We start from the raw sequence: 18,100 nt of genomic DNA on the forward strand, positions 1-18,100 counted from the left end.
GTTTATATTAATGCATTATTTTAAATATCATTTCTTTGTATAGTTCCCCCATGTCGGCTGATACGTTCCCAAAGCCCTTGCTTTTCATGTCAAATTCGCGCAGGATTGAAATGATAGAAACCACTTTTCGGCCCGAATAATTTCTGGCACCTAAGGTGTAATCTTGTACAAAATAAGGGTTGATGGATAGTTCTTTGGCTACATTTCCTTTGCTTTTGTCGGTCAAATAGTAATAAACCATCAGCTTAGAAAAATAATTAAAAAGTACCGAAATAGTAGCTTGTATTGGATGATCCTTGGGGTTTTTGGCAAATACCTTTATTATTTTATTGGCTTTGAGAATGTCTTTGCTAACAAGTGCTTTTTGAAGTTCGAAGCTGTTGTAGTCCTTGCTTAAGCCAATATTTTTTTCGATATGTTCCGGCGTTATTTGCTTTACCTCATTGCCAATGGCCACCTTTAGCTTGTCAAGTTCTTTTACAATCTTTGATAGGTCAGCGCCTAGTGAGTCGGCCAGTAATGTACTGGCTTTCATGTCTATTGACAGACCTTCTTCTTTAAGATATCCAGTAATCCAAGCTGAAACCTGATTGTCGTAAAGTTTTTTGAATTCAAATATCGCTTTGTTCTTTTTTAGGATGGTAGCCAGTTTCTTCCTTTTGTCGAGCGTTTTATATTTATAGTTAATAACCAGTATGGTCGAGTTTAAAGGAGCGCTGGCATAGTGTTGTAATTCTTCGATCTTGTCGAGATATTGTGCTTCCTTTACCACTACTACCTGATATTGTGACATCATTGGGTAGCGCCGGGCAGCCATCGTGATGGTTGTTGCATCCACATCTTTGCCGTAGTAAATGCTTTGGTTAAAACCTTTTTCCTCTTCAGTTAATACATTGTCAATAATGTAATTGGTGATCATATCAATATAATAGGTTTCTTCACCCATTAAAAAGTAGATAGGCTTGAACTGGCGGTTCTTCAAGTCCGCCATTATGTGTTGAAATTCGTTCATAGGAGCATTGCTTTGCCACAAAAATACTATTAATTATCGAACAAAAGGTGCTTCACTGATTTTCCTCCCGAACTGATTTCCTTTAATGAGTCAATGCCAATTTGTAAGTGTTGTTCTACAAATTGAACAGTTACTTTTTTGTCGCTGGCACTTGTTTTTATTCCGGTGGAAATCATCGGCTGGTCCGATACAAGCAATAATGCTCCCGCTGGAATTTCGTTGGCGAAGCCTACCGTAAATATGGTGGCAGTCTCCATATCAATGGCCATGGCTCTTGTACTTTCCAGATATCGTTTAAATCTGTCATCATATTCCCAAACTCTTTTGTTGGTGGTAAATACTGTGCCAGTCCAGTAATCACGCGCTTTGTCGCGAATAGTGGTAGATACGGCTCTTTGTAAACTAAAGGCGGGTAATGCAGGTACTTCGGCTGGAAGATAGTCGTTGGAAGTACCTTCGTTTCGGATGGCTGCGATGGGGATTATTAAATCTCCTAGTTGATTTTTTCTTTTTAGCCCGCCACATTTTCCTAAAAAGAGAACTGCCTTGGGCATAATAGCGCTTAAAAGATCCATAACGGTGGCGGCATTGGGACTACCCATTCCAAAGTTAATAATGGTGACTCCCTCGGCACTGGCGTTGGGCATGTTGTTGTTTTCACCCACAACCGGAACGTTGTGCCACTCCGCAAATAAATCAACATAATGCTGAAAGTTGGTGAGTAAGATATATGGGGTGAAATCCTTAAGCTTGCGTCCTGTATAACGAGGAAGCCAATTGTCTACAATGTCTTTTTTTGTCTTCATATGTTTGTTTTATCTGTACTAGATGGATTTAAATTTTTATTTGGTAGATAAATATGGGACAAAAATATGGAATATAAAATAGAAGAATAAACGCTTTTGTTGGTCCTGATGGAATCGTATTGAGTCAGAAGGGTGTAATTTCAGTGAATGCTGTTATATTTGCGGTAAATACTTTTGAATGCAAGCACTCAATTTGCCCCGTTATACTTTTTCTCTTTCTCATGAGAATGGAAAAAGAAAAATTTTTGATCCCATCCGTAAAAAGAGAGTGGCTCTTACTCCTGAAGAATGGGTGAGGCAAAATTTTATCATGTTCCTTACACAAGACAAAGGTTATCCGGCTTCTTTAATAGCTGTTGAAAGCCTTGTGAATATTAATGGTCTCTCGCAACGGGCCGATATTGTTGTGTATAATAAACAGCGTCAACCGGTATTGGTAGTAGAATGTAAAGCTCCCTCGGTTAAAATATCCAGAGAGGTATTTGAACAGGTGAGTCGATATAATATTCAATTAAAAACAAAGTTGATTTGTGTAACGAATGGTTTACAACATTTCTGTGCCTTGCTGGATAAAAAGGGTACAGGATATAACTTTTTACAAGAGATACCTGAGTATTCATTTGTAAAAAGTTATATGGCCGAATATTAGGAGTGCGGACTACTTTATTGTTATGGTAGGCGTTTGTTGAGATGAGCACTTCCTTTATCTTAGATTCAGGAGTTGATAAAAACCTTCGTCTACGTACTCCCTTCCTACTTTTCTCCATTTTTTTCTTATTCCTGTTAATTCGAATCCTTTTTTTTCGAATAGATGGATGCTTTTTTGGTTATTTACTAATATTGAGCAATATAATTGTTGTATACCCAGCGTATTAAAGCAATAGTCAATAAATAAATCGAGCGCAGCAGACGCATAGCCGTAGCCCTCGTACTTTTTATGAACCATAATTCCTACGCCGGCCCTATTGTGGTAGGGATCAAAGTCAAATAAGTCAATAATGCCAATGGGACTAGGTTGTTCACCTTCGCTTTCAATCAATAGTTTAAGTTCCTTGGATTGATATATATCCAAATTAATTCCTTGGATGTACTGTTTGAGCTGTTGCTTTGAGAAGGGCTTTAAGGTTTCTGAATATATCCATAAAGCCATGTCGTTTTCCCATTTGTACAAGATGTCTACATCTTCAGGTTCTAAAGCCCTCAGCGCCACCTCTTTTTTCATGTGTTTATATTTTTCTTTTAAAGGCCATATGGAACTCCCTGCAATGAATCATTTCCCTGGCTCGTTTTTCGTATTTTCTTTTTAATTCTCAGATTTCATTTTTTGAAGTTGCCAAAAATAGCGAACAAAAGGATCGCTATAGCCTGTCGCTTTTATTAGCTCTTCTTTAACTTTTTTTGCATCTTTAAAGTAAGTGAAGCTACCATAGACGTATCTGTAATTGCCATCATTACATTTGTATACTTGTATTTTACTGGTGTCGAGCTGTATGAATTTATCGTAATTTTCCAGGGGCATTTTTAATGTGATAAATTGAACGGTATATTTTCCTGTTGTCTCAGTTGTTTGGTTGCTAGTTGTAGATGTGGTTTTTAAATCTGTTGCAACAGCATCTCCTTGGGTAGAAGTGACGGGTGTTTGTTGAGAATTTAATTGTTCCTGAGGTATTAAGCCAGTTACCATGATGTCGCCTATACTTACCGATTGTTGATTGTTTAAGTAAGTCATCTCACGTGTAATCGTAAGGTCCGATTTGGTGTCTTGGATACTATTTCCTCGGATGGTGATATCGTAGTTTTTTTCAGCTTCTAATATCATCAGGTATTTACCTGAAACCGGGTTGGGCCTGTATTCACCAATCAAAAGATCATTATCTTTTTCTTTAACGGAGATAACAATATTGTCCCATGGATAAGGTCTGCCCGCATTCAGCCGTCCATTTACCACAGCCATGCGGTTGATTTCAGGTTCTTCATATTCTATCATATATAAGTCGGAGCCGCCATAGTTTTCTTTAAAACGCGAGGATGCCATATAGGCTCTGTTCTCTGCCACTGTGGGAACGAAAAAGAAGTCGTCATCCGGTGTATTAATGGGATATCCCATGTTTACAGGTTCGTTCCAGCTACTGTCGGCATTCATATGGCTATAAAAAATATCAAACTTGCCCATGGTGTTTCTACCTTCCGAACTAAAAAACAAAGTTTTACCGTCCGGGTGAATCATGGGTGTCTCTTCGTCGTAAGGACTATTGATGTTATTGCCTAAGTTGACTGATTTACCCCAGTTCCCGTTGGGTAGTTTTCTGACCATATATATATCTAAACCTCCCAGTCCTCCTTTTCTGTCACTGGTAAAAAAGAGTACAGACTTGTCTGCGTTAATGGATGCGTGCGTTTCATTGTAACGACTATTGATACCTTCGGGCAATAAATAGGGTTCGCTCCAGTTGTCTCCATCATATTCACTTACATAAAGATTTTGTCCTTGAAAATCACTGCGTAAGATATAAAGTTCATTTCCGTCGGCCGATAGGCAAACGCCAGATTCATGGGCATCTCTTTCCAATACCTCTTTCAATGCTTTTGCTTTCTTCCAGTTTTCACCTTCCTTGTTGGCGATGTATATTTTTTCAGAGAACTGACCATCTTCTAATATCTGCGAATAGGATGATCTACGACGAGAGATGAACAATACGATTGATTCGTCGGCGCTTACCAGCGGGCTGTGGTCGTCGTATGAGGAGTTAACATTACTTCCCAGGTTATGCACTTCCAGTTTTACGGGATTTTTCATGAAATGAATGCCGTTGTTGCATATTTCTATTTCCCGGTCGATTTCTTCCTGCAGGGTGTTCATATCCGGCCCAATAAAAGTTGACATTTTGTTATAGGTAGCCATGGCATCCTCGTATTTATATAACAATTGTTGTGTCTTGGCCAAAGAAAGATGCAAGTCTATGCCGATATCTGTATTGTAATCATCATCATCTAACAACTCAATGGATCTTTTGAAATAGACTGCAGCGGAGTCGTGTCTATCATTGATATTTAAATAGCAATTCCCCAAATTGTAGAGTACGTTTTTATTTTCGGGCTCTTTTTCAAGTACCTTTTTAAATAATGGGATTGCTTTCTCATAATCTTGTTTTTTAGCGTATTCTGCCGCACGGTTAAATAACTTCGTGACGCTTGAGCTCTGGGCTTGAGCTGTTGCGGGCATTATTACAGCCAGTAATGCGATACAAGCTGCTAAGTGTTTAAGTTTAAGAAACATAGTTATGAGTTTACTAATTTACAGACGAAGGTACGAAATAGCTTATTAAAGGTCAAAGGCCTTTTGGTGTAATACCTATAAAACCTTATGAAATAGCAATATTTTACTTGTCTACCTTCAAAACCAATGGGTCAAGATAAAAAGTGGTTTTTTTACGGGCGAAGGATTTGCCGGATGGAACTTTAAAATCTTTTATCACTGTTTTGTGTTTGTTTAATTCTATTTCCATTGTATAGCTCTGGCCACAAGGTATAATGAAAATATACTTTCCATTGTTGGCGTTGGGACGATAAACGCCTTCTTTGTTGCCTGTTTTCTTTTCGCGGACGGTGATTTTTGCTTCGCTTGCTGGGGCACCATCAGGGGTATAAACAAAGCCGCCAACCACAGATAGCTCATTGGGGTGGTCGTTGGGGAATTCAATTAAATAAATATCAGAGCCACCAAGACCATCATCTCTTTTAGATGCATAATATACACGTTGTTCGTCAATGGTGGGCGCGTAAAATAGGTCGTCGAATGGCGTATTAATGGGGTATCCTATATTTTTTGCTTCTCCCCATTCTCCATCTTCGTTCCGGATGGCTTTAAAGATATCAAATCCACCCATGGATTGATGGCCTTCGGAACTAAAATACAGGGTCTTGTTGTTGGGGTGAATATATGGACTCTCTTCGTCAAACTCGGTGTTGATATCTGGTCCCAAGTTACGAACTTTACCCCATTCTCCATTGGGTAATTGGTTTACTGAGTATATGTCCTTTCCTCCAAATCCTCCAATTCGATCACTGGTAAAGAACAGTGTTTTACCGTCCATCGAAAAGGATGCATGCGTTTCGTTAGCCATTGTATTGATGGGGGAGGGTAGCTTTTGTAGTTCACCCCATTGATCGTTTTTCATCTCGCATACATAGATATTACCGACGATTCCATCATTTTGATATATCAGTAATTTTGTTCCGTCGGGTGATATTCCAATGGTTGCATTGTTGGCCTCCGTATTTAGATCCATGGCTCTGGTTGTGATCCATTTTTTATCGCGATAGCGCGAATAGAATATATTCTCAACGTAAAGCTCACCCTTTTCGGCCTGTGCTATTGTAGTCTCCCGGTTGGAGGTGAAGAGTAGCAGGTCTTCGTGCAAGTTAATGACAGGACTGTGTTCGTCATATTCTGTATTAATGATTGGACCTAGATTTGTAATAGAGAACTGAACCGGCTTGCTTTTTAGTTCAAGGGCATTCTTACAATATTGCATTTCTCGCTTTATTTTGGCGATTGCCTCGAACCTTTTGGGAGGGATTTGGGACTTTAGTTTTTCAAATGTTTTTAAAGCATCCTCAAAACGACCGTTTAAATGATAGGCTTGTCCCAGGTAAAACCTGGCTTCGATAGCCTGGATGTTGCCTTTGTTCTCAATGGGATATTGAGGTACGACTTTTTCAAGCAGTTCAATGCATTTACCTAATCTCCCCTCAGAAAAAAGATAGCATTCACCGGCTTTAAATTGTATGTAAACATCATCGGGATATTTTTTAACGAGCTCGTCATAAATGAGTGCGGCCTTGTTATAATTCTCAAACCGGAGTAAATCGTCGGCTTTTATGATCTCCTTTTTATATTCTTTTAATTGGCCGTGTATGCTTGCAAAGGAAAACAAAAACAGAAGTAGAAAGTATAGATTCCTCATAAAGGCATTTAAATTTTAATGAATGTTTCTTGCTGAACCGCAAAAATACATATGGGTTAAAAAATATTGTTGGTTATAAATATTGATGTGCGATGATTTGATGGCACTATTCGTTTACAATGACCTAAAAATAGAGAATTGTTTTTACAATACAATGCTTTTTATCAAAGCCTGAGTGTAAGTCCTGTATTAAATGCATGGTCACTTCCAATCATCATTAACTTTTGCGGATCCAGAAAACGATATTTGAATTTTTTTTTGTAAGTGTCCATGGTGTGAATCATTTCGGAATAGCTCACAATACCTTGTACAAATACAAGTGTTCCTCCTTTTGATTTAGCGAGATTTTTAATGATGCAAACTTCAAATTTTTTGCGAAGGATTTGTATTACGTCCTGCGAAGGAAGCTGGCTTTTTAGTATTAGAATCCGCTTGTCGGGCTTGTCGGCGGCTTGCTGACTTTGTGAGCGATGGTTTTTTAGGTAAGAAAAAAGACGAATGATATATATCCCAGTGTAAATGAGCATCTTAAATAGAAAGCCATAAGATTTGCTAAAGTGTTTCCAGGAAAACCGTATCATGGCCTTGTGAAACCTATTTACATATGTTTGGTCTTTAACGGTACTTTCTCCCTTGAAATGAATAATGGATACATCTGAAAAATAGTAGTTTTGATAGCCATTTTTTATGGCACGATACGATAGATCAATATCTTCGCCATACATAAAAAAAGCTTCGTCCAGTAGTCCTATGTGGTTTAATACATCTCGCTTAAAAAGCATAAATGCCCCCGATAAAATTTCTATGGGATGATTTTCTTTTTCATGTAGATAGCCTTTGTGATAATTTCCAAAGTATCTGGAATTAGGAAACAGACTTGATAATCCTGTTACCTTGGTAAAGGATACCCACGGGGATGGGATGCCACGTTTTGATTCTGGTAAAAAGCATCCTGATCCGTCCAGCATACGTATTCCCAGACCTGCCGCCCGGGGTTTATTTTCTATGAAAGAGAGTGCTTTCTTAAGACAGTCTTCGCCAAGTATGGTGTCGGGGTTGAGGATTAATACATATTGCCCTTTTGCTTTTTGTATGGCCAGGTTGTTGGCAATGGCAAAACCAGGATTGGTTTTGTTGGTGATGAGTTTGCAGAGAGGGAATTCGTTCTTCACCATTTCTGTTGTATTGTCTTGTGAGTGGTTGTCCACCACAAAAACTTCCGCTTCTATATCTTTGCAAGCGGTAAAAACCGAACTTAGTGTCAATCTTAAAAAATGGACACTGTTATAACTCACTATGATAACGGATAATTTCAAGGTCTTATTCTCTACAAAAAAGTGATTTAAAAAGGTTGCACCATCTACTCCTTGACGAACGCTCCAATTTACGCCTTATTTTCTCTGTTTCCTCATCAGATCCCAGTCCTAATTCATGCCAGATTTCTCCCCATCCATAAAAGCCACCGACATTGCGGTCGTCGATAAATAAGTCGGCGTTTATTTTTCTGCTAGACTCTTTTTCGTTAAAGACCTCTTCGGGATAACTTTTGTTAACGGCAAAAAATTCGACTCCTCTTTTTTGGCAATACGCAACGGCCTCGTCCAACTCTTTACCCGATCGGTAGGTCCATAATATTAATAAATGACCTGCTTTTTGCATGGCTTTTAGGGTTTCAAACGCAAACAATTTTTCCTTGCCTATGGCAGGGTATTTATGTTCTACGATAGTTCCGTCAAAATCAACAGCTATTGTCATATTTTAATATTGTAATAGGGTTTGCTATGTGATTAATTTAGTGCTTCTTTATCTTCTTCACTCAAGGCCAGATCGCTACTGATACGTTGGCGGGTAGGTGCATGAATGATAAAAAGGATAAACACGACTCCAAACATATATAAAAATGATTTGTCGGCTGTTACCAGGTATCCTATTGTCGATAGCAAGCCAATGCCTTCAAGCATGACGATGCGGACAATAAAAGCCACCCTAAACATCGCTATCTTTTGTGCTAGCTTGAGTGATTCGTTGATGTGTTTAATCTTTTTGTGATAAAAAATGTGGCTGACCGGAATGCCTACTAATAAAGCGATAATGACAAGTGATTTAATCATATTTAATGAATCAGGTTCAAAAATATGAATGCCTCCTGTTTTAAATACCAGATACATGGTTAACACGGCTGCCATTGACATGGAACCGAGGATTAGCATGTAAATTATATTTAATTCTTTGAATTTCTTTTTGATGTTTGTATCCATTTATAGTGTCTTTTCAAAAGGTAAACGGTTTATCAGGGAGCGCCCCAGTGTCACCTCATCGGTGTATTCCAATTCATCGCCTATGGAAACTCCGCGAGCCAATGTCGTAATTTTTATGTTGGTATCACTAAATTTACGGTAAAGATAAAAATTTGTTGTATCTCCTTCCATGGTTGTTGGCAGGGCAAAAATCAGTTCTTTTATTTGACCGGCTTTTACTTTTTCAAGCAAAGGGTTCACGGTAATGTCGTCCGGACCGATTCCATCCATGGGCGATATCACACCACCCAGAACGTGATAAATACCAAAATATTGTTGTGTGTTTTCTACAGCCATCACATCTTTGATATTTTCAACAACACAAACGGTTGAGTGGTCACGTTTAGGGCTGGCGCAAATTTGGCAAACCTCTGTGTCTGAAATATTATAACAGGATTTACAATAGACAATTTCTTCGCGTAACTTACGCAATGAATCAGCAAAGCGAAACACATCGTTTTTTTCCTGTTTCAACAGATATAGTACCAAACGGAGTGCTGTTTTTTTACCTACTCCCGGTAGTTGAGCAAACTCCCTGACGGCGTTTGCGAGTATTTGCGAGGGATAACTATCAGAATTCATTATTGCCAACCATTAAAATCGTTCAAAGTTAAAAAAAATATCTAGGTAGAAATGATTATATAGTTATTTGAACAATAGTAATGGAGCTAAGTTTGAAATTATCAGAATATCTTTATTTTTATATATTTGCTATCGTTTAAAAATAATTTTATGACCCCACTACATACCAGTCTGCTAGTCTTACTTTATTTTATCATATTGATGGTAATTTCGTATATCACAGGCAGAAAATCCGATAATGAGAATTTTTTTCGCGGCAATCGTCAATCTCCGTGGTATATTGTTTCTATTGGAATGATAGGGGCTAGTCTATCGGGGGTCACTTTTATCTCAGTGCCCGGGTGGGTTAATAATACCCAGTTCACTTATCTTCAGATGGTGGGAGGGTATTTCTTAGGTTACTTGATTATAGCACATGTGTTGCTTCCTGTTTATTATCGTCTGAACCTGACCTCCATCTATACTTATCTGGAACAACGCTTTGGGAAAAGAAGTTATAAAACAGGGGCCTGGTTATTTTTGATTTCGCGTACCATAGGTGCTTCAGCTAGGTTGTATTTGATGGCCAATGTGCTGCAAATTAGTTTGTTTAATGCCCTGGGTATTCCTTTTGCTATTACCGTTATTATTACGATTGCTCTTATATGGCTTTATACCTACCGAGGAGGTGTAAAAACTATTATATGGACAGATACCTTGCAGACTGTTTTTATGCTTACATCTGTTGTTATTACCATTGTCTATATTGCGAAGTCAATGAATTTAAATGTAAGTGGGGTAGTTGAACTAATTAGTCAGAGTGAGCTTTCTCGGGTTTTTGTATGGGATGATTGGAGTTCGAAACAGCATTTTTTAAAGCAGTTTATCAGTGGTGCTTTTATTACTATTGTGATGACCGGGCTGGATCAGGATATGATGCAAAAGAATCTGTCCTGTAAAAATTTGAAAGAAGCCCAAAAAAATATGAAATGGTATGGCTTTGCTTTTATTCCTACTAATGTACTTTTTTTGTCGTTGGGCGTGTTGTTGTATGTCTTTGCTCAGCGTGAGGGGCTGGCCTTACCTGAACGCTCCGACGACCTCTTTCCTATGATTGTAAATAGTGGAGCATTGCCGGCAGTGGTAGGGGTCTTTTTTATTATTGGTTTGGTAGCGGCAGCATATAGTAGCGCCGATTCGGCTTTGACCTCTTTAACGACTTCCTTTACGGTGGATATAATGGGTTCATCAAACCACGGTGAAAACCTATCCAAAAGAACCCGCATTTTGGTGCATCTTACTTTTTCGGTATTGTTGATACTTGTGATACTGATATTTAGAGCACTCAAAGAAGATAGTATTATAAGCACTGTGTTTACCATAGCAGGATATACCTATGGTCCTTTGTTGGGATTGTATGCTTTTGGATTGTTTTCAAAGATAAAGGTCAAGGATTATTGGGTGCCTTGGGTAGCTATTACGGCTCCCCTGGTTACCGGATTGCTGGACTATCACTCCGTTGATTGGTTTGGCTTTCAATTGGGCTTCGAAAAGTTGGTACTGAATGGGCTCCTGATGTTTATTGGACTGCTGAGTATTTGTGAGTATAAAATGTTCAATGGGCATAGGCTTGGCTAGTTTTTTTGCATACCACAAACAAATGATATGTTTAAATTTGACATAAGAAACTCGGCGAACTTAATCATTTCCCTGTGTGGGAAATACTTTATTATGGCTCATTTTATGCAATAAAAAATCACTTAGTTATTTATCGATTCATTTTTTTTTATTAATATTGTGCTACGCTTGTCTTTCAAACAAAACCAAAAATAATTTTTGATGCAGTTTACATATCAATCTCAAAAGGATGTGCGCATATACGAAGTTTTTGGTGAAGTAAATCAGTTTTTTAATTTTATCAACTTATCATTCAAACAAAAATTGCTATGAGTGAATATTTTAACAGGGTAAAAGATTACCTTATGGATTTGGAATACCGCATTGTTACTGAGGATGCAGCGGAAGAGCTTGTTGTCATCGAAAAAGAGGAAGATGGTATCAGCAATGTGGTGATTGATTGCGAGGACAGCATTGTGATAATCGAAGGTCTTTTATTTGAAATGAATGCTGGGTCAGCAGATATTTTCAAATCTTTATTGATGAAAAACCGCGAAGTGGTTCACGGTGCTTTTGCATTGGACGAAACAGGTAAAAGAGTTATTTTTCGCGACACCCTTCAGTTGGAGAATCTGGATTTAAATGAGTTGGAAGCATCATTGAACTCATTGAAGCTAGTGTTGTCGGAGTACTCCGCTGAGTTAATCGAATTTTCAAAAGCTTAAAACGAAAAAAAAATGGGAATTTTCAATAGGATATTTAAAGTAGGGCAAGCAGAAGCCCATGCAGTAGTGGATAAACTGGAAGATCCAATAAAAATGACAGAACAGGGTATCCGGGATTTAAAAAAAGATTTGGATAAAAGTCTGCAAGCCTTGGCCGAAGTGAAGGCAATGGCTATTCGTAGTAAAAAGGATCTGATGACCAATAAAGAGATGGCTAAGAATTATGAACAAAAGGCTATCTTATTGATTCAGAAGACAGAAAAAGGAGAGTTGGATCCTGCAGAGGCCGATAGGTTGGCAACAGAAGCTTTAACCCGGAAAGAAGAGGCTGTTGCTGAGGCTTCCAGGGCTCAAACAGAAGTGGATCGTTTTGAAACGAATATTGCTTCTTTGGATAAAAATATTAAAAAACTTAAAAGTACGATTGTGAGTTATGAAAATGAGCTGCGTACTTTGAAAGCACGTGCAAGGGTGAGCTCTGCAACTCAGAAAATCAATAAGCAATTGAGTGGCATTGATAGTACAGGTACTGTTTCTATGCTGGAGAAAATGAAGGAGAAAGTGGCACAGCAAGAAGCTATGAGCGAAGCTTATGGTGAGATTGCAATGGATAGCCGAAGTATTGATGATGAAATTGATGATGTGCTTTCAGAGAATAGTGTGAAAGCCACTAATTCACTGGAGGAGTTAAAAGCCAGGCTTAAACAACAGTAGTTTTTTATAATGCAATAATAAGCGAATATGGGTATCTTTGATATTTTTAAGAAAAAAGAACCTCATTACGATAGCACCAACATCCGGGTACAAGACCTGGATGTTGGTTTTGTTTTTGAGTATGATCTCTCTACATGGGAGGTGCAGGCCATCTATGAATACGACTGGGGAGATGATTATTTCACGCGTGAGTTTAAAGTAAGCAATGGGGCTCTGACTCGTTATCTGGCTATTGAAGAAGATGATGAACTGGAGATCAGTCTGTCAGAGAAAGTGAAGATCAGAACTTTGGGTGTGGATTTGATGAGTAGTTTGATGGAGCGTCAAAAGCCGCCACAAACAATAAACTATAACGGAGTAAGCTATCTATTAGAAAAAGAGGCTCCTGGTTATTTTCATGATATCGCGAAAGGTGATAGTTGGGAAGAGTTTAGATCCTGGGATTTTGTGGATAAAGAAGGTAAACATATTCTGACCATAGAACAATGGGGAGATAAAGAATTTGAAGCTTCGGTAGGCATTATCTTGCAGGAATTTGAAATTTCAAATATATTACCAGCCTCTAACTAAGTTTTATTACATTTATTTTTAATGTATAATATTCATTCTTATGAACAATGGAATTGCTAAAGTCATTATCGTCGTTATTATCGGCTTTTTCGTATTGAAAACCTGTAATATCCGAAAGTCGACACAACCTTATACAAATGCATTAACACAAACAGCTCAAAGTTGGGAGAAGTCTCCGGTGGACGATCTGGTGCGAGATCTCTCGTCTGAAAATAATTTTTCGATTATATTACTCGATATGGATTCGAGAAGCGGGAAATACTTTCATAAATATAACATTATTGTAGAAAAAGCGGATACCGTATTAGCTAATCAAACAGATTGGACAGAGGTTCCTGAATCTTTCTTTGCCATTAATGTTGATAATATGGGTATGGAGATTGTCAGCAAGAAGGATGGTAAAGTATCTAAAGTGGCAGCTCCTGCAGGATATAGTAATTATATCGGCAACGAAAAATATGGTCATTGGCGCCAAAGAGATGGCTATTCCTTCTGGGAGTTTTATGGTCAATATGCTTTTATGTCATCTATGTTTAATTTGATGACTTATCCGGCACGGCGTTCTTATTACAACGATTATCATCGTGGAGGATACTATGGCTCACGTCCTTATTATGGTCCTAAAGGAAGCAGTGTTTACGGAACAAAATCGTATACCTCTAGAAGTGGAAAGAGTACTACATGGGGTTCTAAATCGTCATCATTTAAGAATCAGGTTCGTAGTTCCGTGTCGCGTTCTACCAGCGCAAGTAAATCCCGTAGTTATTCATCCGGCTCACGTTACTCAGGAAGTAGTGCAAGAACATCTCGTAGTTCTTCAAGATACAGTGGCTCATCATCACGAAGCCGTAGTGGTGGATTTGGTAAATAAAGAATAAGCGAAACCTCGAAAATAAATACATATGAATTTGTCAGATATTTCAACAATACTTTACGAAGCGATTGCTTATATCGCAATCGGCTTCGTTATATTTTTTTTAGGGAAATTAGTTTACCAATGGGTGCATAAAGGATTTAGTGTTAAGGAAGAATTGGTTGAAAAGGATAACCTGGCCTTTGCTTTTGCACATGTGGGTTATTTTATAGGTCTGTTATTGGCTATTGGAAGTGCTATAGTGGGTCCCTCAAATGGTTTGGTACAGGATGTTATAGATATTCTTATATATGGTGTGCTGGCTATTATTTTGCTGAATGTTTCTATTTGGTTTAATGATAAAATTATCCTGCGTAAATTTTCAGTCATAAAAGAAATTATAGAAGACCGTAATTCAGGTACCGGAGTTATTGAGGGTGCTGTTTCCATCGCATCAGGACTCATTATTTTTGGTGCCGTTAGTGGTGAAACAGAAATGGGAGGCCTAGGTCATGGTATTTTAACGGCTATTGTTTTTTGGTTTGTAGGACAATTGGCTTTGATTGTTGCTGCTGCTGTTTATCAGGGGATTACGCCTTATGATGTTCATGATGAAATAGAGAAGGATAACGTAGCTGTTGGAGTGGGCTTTGCCGGAGCTTTAATTGCCATTGCTAACCTAATTCGTCATGGTGTGGCCGGTGATTTTGAAGGGTGGATACCTACTTTTACCGAAGCAGGCTTTGAATTGGTATTGGGTATTATTTTATTGCCTGTAATGCGCTTTTTAACAGATAAAATATTGTTACCCGGCCAGCGTTTGACGGATGAAATTGTAAATCAGGAACATCCCAATGTGGGGGCAGCCATTATTGAAGCGTTTGCCTATATAGGTGGTTCTGTGTTGATAACCTGGTGTTTGTAGTTGTAATGTTTAAAGTAAAAAACAGGTATTCCGCCATATTGATGGCGGCTATTTTTGCTACCGGATTCAGTGGAATCGTAGCAGAGTATCTTCTTTCGACGCTGGCAAGCTATTTTTTGGGTGATTCTACCGTGCAATGGGCCCTCATTGTGTCTACTATGATGTTTTCTATGGGATTAGGAAGCCGCATAAGTAAGTCGTTTGAGAGTCGCCTGACGGAGAAGTTTTTAATGTTGGAGTTTATTCTTTCACTGGTTGTCTCCTTTGTGCCGCTGATTGTTTATACCGCTTCAGCTTACATGCAATCGCTGTCTATCCTTATTTATTCCTGTAGCATAACGATTGGTATTCTTATTGGTATGGAGATTCCATTGGTTACCCGTATTAATGATCAATATGATGATTTAAGGGTAAATATCTCAAAAGTACTGGAAAACGATTATTATGGGAGTCTGTTAGGTGGTGTTTTTTTTGCTTTTATTGGTATTCCCTTTTTAGGTATTAATTATACTCCTTTTGTTTTGGGGCTGGTCAACTTTAGTGTGGCTATTGGGGTATATATATTCTTAAAAAAGTATATTGATTCCGGATTCAAGAAATATTTTAACGTGGCCATCGTCTTTATATCTATTATCATTATAGGTGGAGCTTTTATGGCGGATCCGATTATTAAATATGGCGAGCAAAGAAAATATAAAGACAAGGTTGTTTATGCTGAGCAAACAAGATATCAAAGAATTGTAATTACGCAGTGGAAAAAGGATTTTTGGCTTTATTTGAATGGGAACCAACAGCTGTGTACGATGGATGAAATGATGTATCACGAACCCTTGGTTCATCCGGCTATGAGTTTGCATCCTCTCCCCAAAGATGTTTTAGTGTTTGGAGGGGGAGATGGATGTGCTGTTCGGGAGATATTAAAGTATCAGACGACTGACAAAATTACCTTGGTGGATCTTGATCCTGCTATGACTAAGTTGGGAATGGAATATCCATTGTTGACAGAACTTAATAAGGGAGCACTATCAAATAAAAAAGTGGAAATACTGAATAAGGATGGCTTTGTGTTTTTGAACGAGGATACTGCCTTTTACGATGTAGTGATCATTGACCTTCCTGATCCGCGAACGGTGGAGTTGGGAAGACTGTATTCGGAAGAATTTTACAGAACGGCGTATAAACATCTCAGACCTGGCGGGGTTATCATTACGCAAGCAGGAAGTCCTTATTTTGCAACCAAAGCTTTTAAATGTATTATTAAAACGATGGAGAGTGCCGGTTTTAATACCATAGCTCTGCATAATCAAGTGATTACCCTAGGTGAATGGGGGTGGAGTCTAGGTGTTAAGACAGATGGGGCTTATCCATTGAAAAAAGCACTTCAATCCTTGCGTTTTAAAGATATTGAAACACGTTGGATCGATCATGAAGCCATGCAGTTAATAACTTCCTTTGGAAAAAATATTTATCCCGGTCAAAGTGATTCTGTTCAGGTAAATAAAATTCAGGATCCAGTACTTTACAGGTATTATTTAAAGGGTAATTGGGATTTGTATTAATGATTGAAACAGTATGAAAGAGATACAACATAAACACCTTCCGCCTCAAATATTCAATTTAAAAGCTTGGGTTGTTTTGGTGGATGAGAGTCAATTACAAAAGATTTTTTCAGATATTCTGTCTAGGGCTGGATTTAACGTGCTGGATTACTCTTCGCATCAATTTCCGGTAAATGGTTTTTCTGCTTTTTGGTTGTTGGCGGAGTCGCATTTAGCTATACATACTTTTACCAACAGTGGCTGGTGTTATGTTGAGTTATCTAGTTGTAATAAAGAAAAGGCCTTTCGGTTTAAAGAATTGGTGAAAGAGGCTTTGGTGAAGGTCACTTGGGATGATGAGATTAAGTGTAGTGAGCCAAATACACAATATAGTTAAATCAATGGCTTTATGTATCTGATTGATGATTCTGTTGTATGAAAAATAAAAAGCTATTATACTTAGGTGTTGTTGTTTACGTTATCCTTATTTATATTATTGCGCTTATAGAGAAATCAGCTCCGAATGCCAATATAAAATCTTTAACAGATGCAGTATGGTATACGGTTGTTACCCTGACTACCGTTGGCTATGGCGATTTTTATCCAGTGACAACAGTAGGAAAGGTGCTTGGGTTGTTTATTATCCTGGGAAGTATGGGTATACTCGGGTATTTAATAGGTGAAGTTACATACAGAATAAATATTTATATGGATAAAAAGAAAACCGGGTATTTTGGGACAACCTTCGAGGATCATTTTGTGATCATTGGTTGGAATATATTTGCCCATCAGGTGGCCGATCAGATATACAATGCAGGTCATAAAATTGCCTTGGTGACCAATTCTAAAAATGATTTGGAGTTGTTCAATGATTTGTATGAAAGTGATCATAGCTTTGCTTTGTTTGCTGACTACAAAAATATGGAGGCCTACAAAAAGATTAATATCACCAAGAGTAAAGCTGTTTTTATTAATTTTAAGGAAGATACTGAAACACTGGTTTTTGTGTTGAATATTAAGAAGGAATTCCCTCGTTTAAATATTGTGATTAACTGTACAAATCCGGAATTGAAAGCAACCTTGGAGAACACAGGGGTTAATCATGTAGTCGCCCGCCACGAAGTAGCTTCAAGGATGGTGGCCAGCTTTTTGTTTGAGCCACACGTGGCTGAATTTACCGCGGACCTTATTTCCACAGGAGTTGATGATTATGATCAGGATATACGACAGTTTAAAGTAGGGGATACTAATCCCTATGTGGGACAAAGGTATTTGGATGCTTTTGTTAATATGAAAAGGGAATTAAATATTATTTTGATTGGTTTGGTGGTAGATGGTAAACTAATAAAGAACCCGGCCGATGATCAGCTCATTGCACCGGATAATTATCTGATTGTTATCTCAAGAGGGAGTGATAAGGCTAGGTTGGAAAAAATATTTGCGGTCAGGGAAGGATTCTGATATTCGAATTTTGAGGTGTTGATGGTTGTCTTTATGCAGGGATCGGTTTCTGCA

19 protein-coding genes are annotated in these 18,100 nt (G+C 38.2%); 10 read left to right on the forward strand and 9 right to left on the reverse strand.

Annotated elements, in window-relative coordinates:
• Positions 1-7: 7 nt before the first annotated feature.
• Both holA and CYTFE_RS0122365 read right to left on the reverse strand, forming a co-directional pair.
• Positions 8-1,012, reverse strand: coding sequence for a DNA polymerase III subunit delta (gene holA, locus CYTFE_RS0122360; protein WP_027473646.1), 1,005 nt, complete (start codon positions 1,010-1,012; stop codon positions 8-10).
• A 29-nt stretch (positions 1,013-1,041) separates the two neighbouring features.
• The gene (locus CYTFE_RS0122365; RefSeq protein WP_027473647.1) at positions 1,042-1,818 is read right to left on the reverse strand and encodes an AMP nucleosidase; all 777 of its coding nucleotides are present in this window, start codon (positions 1,816-1,818) and stop codon (positions 1,042-1,044) included.
• Positions 1,819-1,996: 178 nt separating this feature from the next.
• Between CYTFE_RS0122365 and CYTFE_RS0122370 the strand changes: the two genes are divergently transcribed.
• Positions 1,997-2,467 (forward strand): type I restriction enzyme HsdR N-terminal domain-containing protein, encoded by a 471-nt coding sequence (locus CYTFE_RS0122370; RefSeq protein WP_027473648.1) that lies wholly within the window; start codon positions 1,997-1,999, stop codon positions 2,465-2,467.
• A 54-nt stretch (positions 2,468-2,521) separates the two neighbouring features.
• Here the strand turns inward: CYTFE_RS0122370 and CYTFE_RS0122375 are convergent, their stop codons facing one another.
• The 7 genes from CYTFE_RS0122375 to recR all read right to left on the reverse strand — a co-directional run bounded on the left by CYTFE_RS0122375 (position 2,522) and on the right by recR (position 9,664).
• Positions 2,522-3,040 (reverse strand): GNAT family N-acetyltransferase, encoded by a 519-nt coding sequence (locus CYTFE_RS0122375; RefSeq protein ID WP_027473649.1) that lies wholly within the window; start codon positions 3,038-3,040, stop codon positions 2,522-2,524.
• 81 nt (positions 3,041-3,121) lie between these two features.
• Positions 3,122-5,095 carry a tetratricopeptide repeat protein gene (locus CYTFE_RS27735; RefSeq protein WP_044211728.1) on the reverse strand — a complete coding sequence of 658 codons (1,974 nt, stop codon included), beginning with the start codon at positions 5,093-5,095 and terminating at the stop codon, positions 3,122-3,124.
• 103 nt (positions 5,096-5,198) lie between these two features.
• A complete protein-coding gene (locus CYTFE_RS27740) occupies positions 5,199-6,785 on the reverse strand; it encodes a tetratricopeptide repeat protein (RefSeq protein ID WP_052343375.1) in 1,587 nt (528 codons plus the stop codon).
• Between the two features lie 164 nt (positions 6,786-6,949).
• Positions 6,950-8,101, reverse strand: coding sequence for a glycosyltransferase family 2 protein (locus tag CYTFE_RS29140; protein ID WP_081736069.1), 1,152 nt, complete (start codon positions 8,099-8,101; stop codon positions 6,950-6,952).
• A gap of 4 nt (positions 8,102-8,105) precedes the next feature.
• Positions 8,106-8,540 carry a BT0820 family HAD-type phosphatase gene (locus CYTFE_RS0122395; protein ID WP_027473650.1) on the reverse strand — a complete coding sequence of 145 codons (435 nt, stop codon included), beginning with the start codon at positions 8,538-8,540 and terminating at the stop codon, positions 8,106-8,108.
• Positions 8,541-8,572: 32 nt separating this feature from the next.
• Positions 8,573-9,043 carry a hypothetical protein gene (locus CYTFE_RS0122400; RefSeq protein WP_027473651.1) on the reverse strand — a complete coding sequence of 157 codons (471 nt, stop codon included), beginning with the start codon at positions 9,041-9,043 and terminating at the stop codon, positions 8,573-8,575.
• A complete protein-coding gene (recR, locus tag CYTFE_RS0122405) occupies positions 9,044-9,664 on the reverse strand; it encodes a recombination mediator RecR (RefSeq protein WP_027473652.1) in 621 nt (206 codons plus the stop codon).
• Between the two features lie 150 nt (positions 9,665-9,814).
• Between recR and CYTFE_RS0122410 the strand changes: the two genes are divergently transcribed.
• The 9 genes from CYTFE_RS0122410 to CYTFE_RS27755 all read left to right on the forward strand — a co-directional run bounded on the left by CYTFE_RS0122410 (position 9,815) and on the right by CYTFE_RS27755 (position 18,046).
• The gene (locus CYTFE_RS0122410; RefSeq protein ID WP_027473653.1) at positions 9,815-11,281 is read left to right on the forward strand and encodes a sodium:solute symporter; all 1,467 of its coding nucleotides are present in this window, start codon (positions 9,815-9,817) and stop codon (positions 11,279-11,281) included.
• A 308-nt stretch (positions 11,282-11,589) separates the two neighbouring features.
• Positions 11,590-11,985, forward strand: a complete 396-nt coding sequence (locus CYTFE_RS0122420; RefSeq protein ID WP_027473654.1) for a YbjN domain-containing protein — start codon at positions 11,590-11,592, stop codon at positions 11,983-11,985.
• Between the two features lie 12 nt (positions 11,986-11,997).
• The gene (locus tag CYTFE_RS0122425) at positions 11,998-12,699 is read left to right on the forward strand and encodes a PspA/IM30 family protein (protein ID WP_027473655.1); all 702 of its coding nucleotides are present in this window, start codon (positions 11,998-12,000) and stop codon (positions 12,697-12,699) included.
• Positions 12,700-12,726: 27 nt separating this feature from the next.
• Positions 12,727-13,269, forward strand: coding sequence for a DUF4178 domain-containing protein (locus tag CYTFE_RS0122430; protein ID WP_027473656.1), 543 nt, complete (start codon positions 12,727-12,729; stop codon positions 13,267-13,269).
• A gap of 40 nt (positions 13,270-13,309) precedes the next feature.
• Positions 13,310-14,140 (forward strand): hypothetical protein, encoded by an 831-nt coding sequence (locus CYTFE_RS0122435; RefSeq protein WP_052343377.1) that lies wholly within the window; start codon positions 13,310-13,312, stop codon positions 14,138-14,140.
• 31 nt (positions 14,141-14,171) lie between these two features.
• On the forward strand, positions 14,172-15,047 hold the full coding sequence (locus CYTFE_RS0122440; RefSeq protein ID WP_027473658.1) for a DUF350 domain-containing protein: 876 nt from the start codon (positions 14,172-14,174) through the stop codon (positions 15,045-15,047).
• Positions 15,038-16,606, forward strand: a complete 1,569-nt coding sequence (locus CYTFE_RS0122445) for a polyamine aminopropyltransferase (RefSeq protein ID WP_200871167.1) — start codon at positions 15,038-15,040, stop codon at positions 16,604-16,606. Before CYTFE_RS0122440 ends, CYTFE_RS0122445 begins: the two co-directional genes overlap by 10 nt.
• 13 nt (positions 16,607-16,619) lie before the next feature.
• Positions 16,620-16,982: an S-adenosylmethionine decarboxylase gene (gene speD / locus CYTFE_RS27750; RefSeq protein ID WP_044211731.1), complete on the forward strand. Its 363-nt coding sequence runs from the start codon at positions 16,620-16,622 to the stop codon at positions 16,980-16,982.
• Positions 16,983-17,020: 38 nt separating this feature from the next.
• Positions 17,021-18,046, forward strand: a complete 1,026-nt coding sequence (locus CYTFE_RS27755) for a potassium channel family protein (RefSeq protein ID WP_044211733.1) — start codon at positions 17,021-17,023, stop codon at positions 18,044-18,046.
• Positions 18,047-18,100 lie beyond the last annotated feature (54 nt).

The organism is Saccharicrinis fermentans DSM 9555 = JCM 21142 (genome assembly GCF_000517085.1).
Taxonomy (GTDB): domain Bacteria; phylum Bacteroidota; class Bacteroidia; order Bacteroidales; family Marinilabiliaceae; genus Saccharicrinis; species Saccharicrinis fermentans.

What these genes read in the sequence shown, in the direction of transcription:
- CYTFE_RS0122435 (WP_052343377.1), top strand. Translation starts at nt 13,310, where the DNA reads ATGAACAATGGAATTGCTAAAGTCATTATCGTCGTTATTATCGGCTTT.
- CYTFE_RS0122395 (WP_027473650.1), bottom strand. Translation starts at nt 8,540, where the DNA reads ATGACAATAGCTGTTGATTTTGACGGAACTATCGTAGAACATAAATAC.
- CYTFE_RS27755 (WP_044211733.1), top strand. Translation starts at nt 17,021, where the DNA reads ATGAAAAATAAAAAGCTATTATACTTAGGTGTTGTTGTTTACGTTATC.
- CYTFE_RS0122365 (WP_027473647.1), bottom strand. Translation starts at nt 1,818, where the DNA reads ATGAAGACAAAAAAAGACATTGTAGACAATTGGCTTCCTCGTTATACA.
- CYTFE_RS0122430 (WP_027473656.1), top strand. Translation starts at nt 12,727, where the DNA reads ATGGGTATCTTTGATATTTTTAAGAAAAAAGAACCTCATTACGATAGC.
- CYTFE_RS0122400 (WP_027473651.1), bottom strand. Translation starts at nt 9,043, where the DNA reads ATGGATACAAACATCAAAAAGAAATTCAAAGAATTAAATATAATTTAC.
- holA (WP_027473646.1), bottom strand. Translation starts at nt 1,012, where the DNA reads ATGAACGAATTTCAACACATAATGGCGGACTTGAAGAACCGCCAGTTC.
- CYTFE_RS0122370 (WP_027473648.1), top strand. Translation starts at nt 1,997, where the DNA reads ATGCAAGCACTCAATTTGCCCCGTTATACTTTTTCTCTTTCTCATGAG.
- speD (WP_044211731.1), top strand. Translation starts at nt 16,620, where the DNA reads ATGAAAGAGATACAACATAAACACCTTCCGCCTCAAATATTCAATTTA.
- CYTFE_RS0122420 (WP_027473654.1), top strand. Translation starts at nt 11,590, where the DNA reads ATGAGTGAATATTTTAACAGGGTAAAAGATTACCTTATGGATTTGGAA.
- CYTFE_RS0122425 (WP_027473655.1), top strand. Translation starts at nt 11,998, where the DNA reads ATGGGAATTTTCAATAGGATATTTAAAGTAGGGCAAGCAGAAGCCCAT.
- CYTFE_RS27735 (WP_044211728.1), bottom strand. Translation starts at nt 5,095, where the DNA reads ATGTTTCTTAAACTTAAACACTTAGCAGCTTGTATCGCATTACTGGCT.
- CYTFE_RS0122410 (WP_027473653.1), top strand. Translation starts at nt 9,815, where the DNA reads ATGACCCCACTACATACCAGTCTGCTAGTCTTACTTTATTTTATCATA.
- CYTFE_RS0122440 (WP_027473658.1), top strand. Translation starts at nt 14,172, where the DNA reads ATGAATTTGTCAGATATTTCAACAATACTTTACGAAGCGATTGCTTAT.
- recR (WP_027473652.1), bottom strand. Translation starts at nt 9,664, where the DNA reads ATGAATTCTGATAGTTATCCCTCGCAAATACTCGCAAACGCCGTCAGG.
- CYTFE_RS0122375 (WP_027473649.1), bottom strand. Translation starts at nt 3,040, where the DNA reads ATGAAAAAAGAGGTGGCGCTGAGGGCTTTAGAACCTGAAGATGTAGAC.
- CYTFE_RS27740 (WP_052343375.1), bottom strand. Translation starts at nt 6,785, where the DNA reads ATGAGGAATCTATACTTTCTACTTCTGTTTTTGTTTTCCTTTGCAAGC.